General features: G+C 68.7%; 4 protein-coding genes. 2 read left to right on the top strand and 2 right to left on the bottom strand.

Features of this window, described 5'->3' with window-relative positions; all coding sequences use genetic code 11:
- Nucleotides 1–67 precede the first annotated feature (67 nt).
- Together sucD and sucC are read right to left on the bottom strand one after the other, a co-directional pair.
- The gene (sucD, locus tag C5B96_RS02350) at nt 68–958 is read right to left on the bottom strand and encodes a succinate--CoA ligase subunit alpha (RefSeq protein WP_104242593.1); all 891 of its coding nucleotides are present in this window, start codon (nt 956–958) and stop codon (nt 68–70) included.
- 16 nt (nt 959–974) lie between these two features.
- Nucleotides 975–2,138: an ADP-forming succinate--CoA ligase subunit beta gene (gene sucC / locus C5B96_RS02345; protein ID WP_104242591.1), complete on the bottom strand. Its 1,164-nt coding sequence runs from the start codon at nt 2,136–2,138 to the stop codon at nt 975–977.
- A 214-nt stretch (nt 2,139–2,352) separates the two neighbouring features.
- Here sucC and C5B96_RS02340 point away from each other — a divergent pair, with 214 nt between their 5' ends.
- Complete coding sequence (locus C5B96_RS02340; protein ID WP_104242589.1) at nt 2,353–4,029, top strand: hypothetical protein; 1,677 nt, start codon at nt 2,353–2,355, stop codon at nt 4,027–4,029.
- A 10-nt stretch (nt 4,030–4,039) separates the two neighbouring features.
- On the top strand, nt 4,040–4,312 hold a 273-nt coding region (locus C5B96_RS02335; protein WP_146078064.1), incomplete at its 3' end, for an oxygenase MpaB family protein.

The following is a 4,312-nucleotide window of genomic DNA, read 5'->3' as shown; positions in this document are numbered from 1 at the left end:
GATCCGCCTGAGCATCCGAGGGGCCCGCCACCAGTTCGGTGACGGGCCCCTCGGATGCTCAGGCGGATCAGAGCGCGGCGTAGACCTCGCGGAGGAGGGCAGCGGTCTCGCTCGGCGTCTTGCCGACCTTGACGCCCGCGGCCTCGAGGGCCAGCTTCTTGCCGTCGGCCGTTCCGGCGCCGGAGGAGACGATCGCGCCGGCGTGGCCCATCGTCTTGCCCTCGGGGGCGGTGAAGCCGGCGACGTAGCCGACGACCGGCTTCGTAACGTGCTCCCGGATGTAGTCCGCGGCGCGTTCCTCGGCGTCTCCGCCGATCTCGCCGATCATCACGATCGCCTTGGTCTCGGGGTCGGCCTCGAACGCGGCGAGCGCATCGATGTGCGTGGTGCCGATGATGGGGTCGCCGCCGATGCCAATCGCGGTCGAGAAACCGAGATCCCGCAGCTCGTACATCATCTGGTAGGTGAGCGTGCCCGACTTCGAGACCAGGCCGATCGGGCCCTTGCCGGTGATCGTGGCGGGCGTGATGCCGACCAGCGACTCGCCGGGGGTGATGATGCCGGGGCAGTTCGGGCCGATGATGCGGGTCTTGCCGCCCTTGGCCTTCGCGGTCGCCCAGAATTCGGCCGAATCCTGGATCGGGATGCCCTCGGTGATGACGACGACGAGCGGAATCTCGGCCTCGACGGCTTCGAGCACGGCGTCTTTCGCGAACGCCGGCGGCACGAACACGATCGAGACATCGGCGCCGGTCTCGGTGATCGCCTCGGCGACCGTTCCGAAGACGGGCAGCGAGACGCCGCCGTCGTGCTCGACCGTGGTGCCCGCCTTGCGGGCGTTGACGCCACCGACGACCTGGGTGCCGGCCTTCAGCATGAGGGCGGTGTGCTTCGTGCCCTCACCGCCGGTGATGCCCTGCACGATGACCTTGGAGTCTTTGTTGAGGAAGATCGACATTCTTAGCGTTCCTTACTTACTTCGAGGCCAGTTCGGCGGCCTTGGCGGCGCCTTCGTCCATGGTGTCTGCGAGCGAGACGAGCGGGTTCGCGGCGTCGCGAAGAATCTGCCGACCCTCCTCGACCTTGTTGCCGTCGAGGCGCACGACGAGGGGCTTGGTCGCTGCGCCGCCAAGAATCTCAAGCGCCTTCACAATGCCGTTCGCGACCGCGTCGCAGGCGGTGATGCCGCCGAAGACGTTGACGAACACACTCTTCACCTGCGGGTCGCCGAGAATGACGTCGAGGCCGTTGGCCATGACCTCTGCGGATGCTCCGCCACCGATGTCGAGGAAGTTGGCCGGCTTCACTCCGCCGAAGTTCTCGCCCGCGTAGCTGACCACGTCGAGGGTCGACATGACGAGTCCGGCGCCGTTGCCGATCACACCGACCTCACCGTCGAGCTTGACGTAGTTCAGACCGAGCTTCTTCGCCTTCGCCTCGAGGGGGTCTTCGGCATCCTGATCGACCAGTGCTTCGTGGTTGGGGTGACGGAAGTCGGCGTTCTCGTCGAGCGAGACCTTGCCGTCGAGCGCGACGATCTCGCCCTCCTCGGTCAGCACAAGCGGGTTGACCTCGACCAGGGTGGCGTCTTCGCCCGTGTAGACCTCGTAGAGCTTCACGAAGACCGGCGCGACCTTGTCGACGATGTCGGCCGGGAACTTCGCGGCGATCGCGATCTCGGTGGCCGTGGCGAGGTCGATGCCCTTCAGCGGGTCGACCTCGATGCGGGCGAGGGCCTCGGGGCGCTCAACAGCGAGCTCCTCGATCTCCATGCCGCCCTCGAAGCTCGACAGGCTGAGGTAGGAACGGTTGGCGCGGTCGAGCAGAACAGAGAAGTAGTACTCGCTCGCGATGCGGGCGCCGCCGGCGACCATGACGCGCTTGACGGTGTGGCCCTTGATGTCGAGCCCGAGAATGGCCTTGGCGGCCTCTTCTGCCTCGTCGGGGTTCTTGGCGACCTTGACGCCGCCGGCCTTTCCGCGGCCACCGACCTTCACCTGCGCCTTGACGACGGTCACGCCGCCGAGCTTCTCGGCCGCTGCACGAACCTCTTCGGGCGTGTCAGCGACGATGCCCGGGAGTACGGGAACGCCGTAGCTCTCGAAGAGGTCCCGAGCCTGATATTCAAATAGATCCACGCTTGCTCATCCCATCAGCATGGTGGCTCCCGCCACGCACGCGTTGCCTGGTTTCTGTCGGAAAACGACGGCCTGATGCCCCCATTGTGTCTTGAAATCGAGACATCTGGACCGCCTCAAAGCCTACCCCTCCCCAGCGACCGGCACGGGCAGTCTCTCCACAGATCCTCGTTTTCTGCTCTGGCGAGTGGATGCCGCGGGGCAGTGTGGCGGCATGAAACGCACACCACCTTCACTCTCCCGCTCTCCCCTCCGCCTGCTGCTGGCCGGCGCACTCAGCGCACTGCTGAGTGCGCTGCTGGCCGTCGCCGCAACCCTCGGCTTCTCTCCCTCTGCCTCGGCGCTGCCCGCGGTGGCCCACGGCGTCGGTTACCTCTGGAACTCGGATGGCCGTTCCTGGCTCGGCTCGCATCGCCTCGCCGACGGGCAACTCGGTCTCTGCCTGCAGGTGCAGAACGCTCCGCCCGAGGGGTCGGAGCTGGAGTACGGCCACGCCTCGACTGCCGGCTGGTACAGCGCCGACGATCTGGCACGCCTGGCCTACATCGGTCGCTGGTGGGCGGCTTCGACGAACCCCGGGCGGGCTGCAGCCGCGCAGCTGACGACGTGGGGCATCACCGGGCTGAACGGCCACGGCCAGGCGTGGTTCGCTCAGCGGGCCAACGGTGACGCCGGCGGCGTGCTGGCCCTCGCCCAGTCGATGAGGGCCCAACTCGACTCGCCCGGTGGGGCCTCCCGTGGGGTGGTCGCGAAGCTGTCGCTCTCCGTTCCCTCAGACGAAGGAGGCACGGTGTCGAGCGAACTCGTCGCCGACTACCTCGCCGGCGGGCCCACCCAACTGCCACGGGCCGCGTTCCGCGGGACGCTCACCCTCTCGGGCGCGACCTTCGACGATGGCAGCACCGTCAGGGATGTGACGAACGGCGAGAAGTACTCGATCATCCCGTCCAAGGGAACGGCGCTCAACCGTGTCACGGCTGACATCGCCTACTTCGACCTCCCGTTCGGGGCCGACGCGTACATCGCGAAGGCGCCGGCGGGCATCCAGAGTCTGCTCGTGCCACCTGCGCGCAACACCGGTGCCCGGGCGCGGGCGCATGCCGGCGACGTCTCGCCGCTGCCGTTCCGCCCGGCGGTCGTGACCGAGACAAGTGCTGGCTCGGCGGAGACCGGCGCTTACTTGAGCGACACGCTGCGGCTGAAGGTGGCGGGTGTGCCGAAGGTCGCGCGGGAGGGCGCAGCCGAGCCGTCTGAGCTGCCGACGAGCCTCGACGAGTGGGGCGTCTACCGCGACGCCGACGGGGCGCTACAGCCTGTTCCGGTGGTGGTGCGGAGCACACTCTGGGGGCCGCTGGATGCCCAGCCCGACCAGCAGCCGACGGTGCCGCCGCACACTCCATTGGTCTGCACGGTCGCGACCCGTGCCGAAGACGGCCCTGGCGAGTACGAGACGCCGGACTGCATCCTTCCTGCCCCCGGGTACTACGTCTGGACGGAGACCATCGACCCGGCCGACACCCCCGTGGAGAAGGGCGGCGGACGTCTCACCGCCTGGGCGTCCTCGTTCGGCGCCGCCTCGGAGATGACCTTTGCGGTCGCGCCGCCTCCCCCGCCGCCCGTCACGCCGACTCCTACGCCGACCGCACCCACCCCGCCGCCAACCGCTCAGGCTACACCGACACCCACGGCTACGCCGCCCGGCGTGGTGTTGCCCCCGTCAACGTCGCGACCGCCAACGCCCGGATTCGCGCGGACCTCGCCGGAGCTCGCATCCACCGGACTCGCGGCGGCGGGCGTCCCGTTCTGGGCCGCCTCGATCGCGATCGGATCGGGCATCCTGGTACTCGCGTTCGTCCTCCTCCGCCGCCGGGCACTCAGACGGCGGTCGTAAGCTCGAACGTATGAGTGTGTTCACCGACATCGCCGCCGAGGGGATCCTCCTCGCCGGCGGTGGCCGGGCCATCCTGATGCAGATCGCCAACCCCGCGGTCGGCGCCGGCGTGGCAGCACACAGCGGCTTCGCCGACCGCCCCCTCGAGCGCCTCGCGAACACCGTGACCTACGCCTACGCCACGGTGTTCGCCACCCCCGTCGAGCTCGCCGCCGTCGTGCGCCGGGTCAACCACGCCCACGCCCCCGTCGTCGCCCGCCCCAACGAGCAGGACGAGTTCCAC

The sequence above is a fragment of the Subtercola sp. Z020 genome (assembly GCF_002931235.1).
In the GTDB taxonomy this organism is placed as follows: Bacteria; Actinomycetota; Actinomycetes; order Actinomycetales; family Microbacteriaceae; genus Subtercola.
This window is presented reverse-complemented; position numbering and strand designations above follow the sequence as displayed.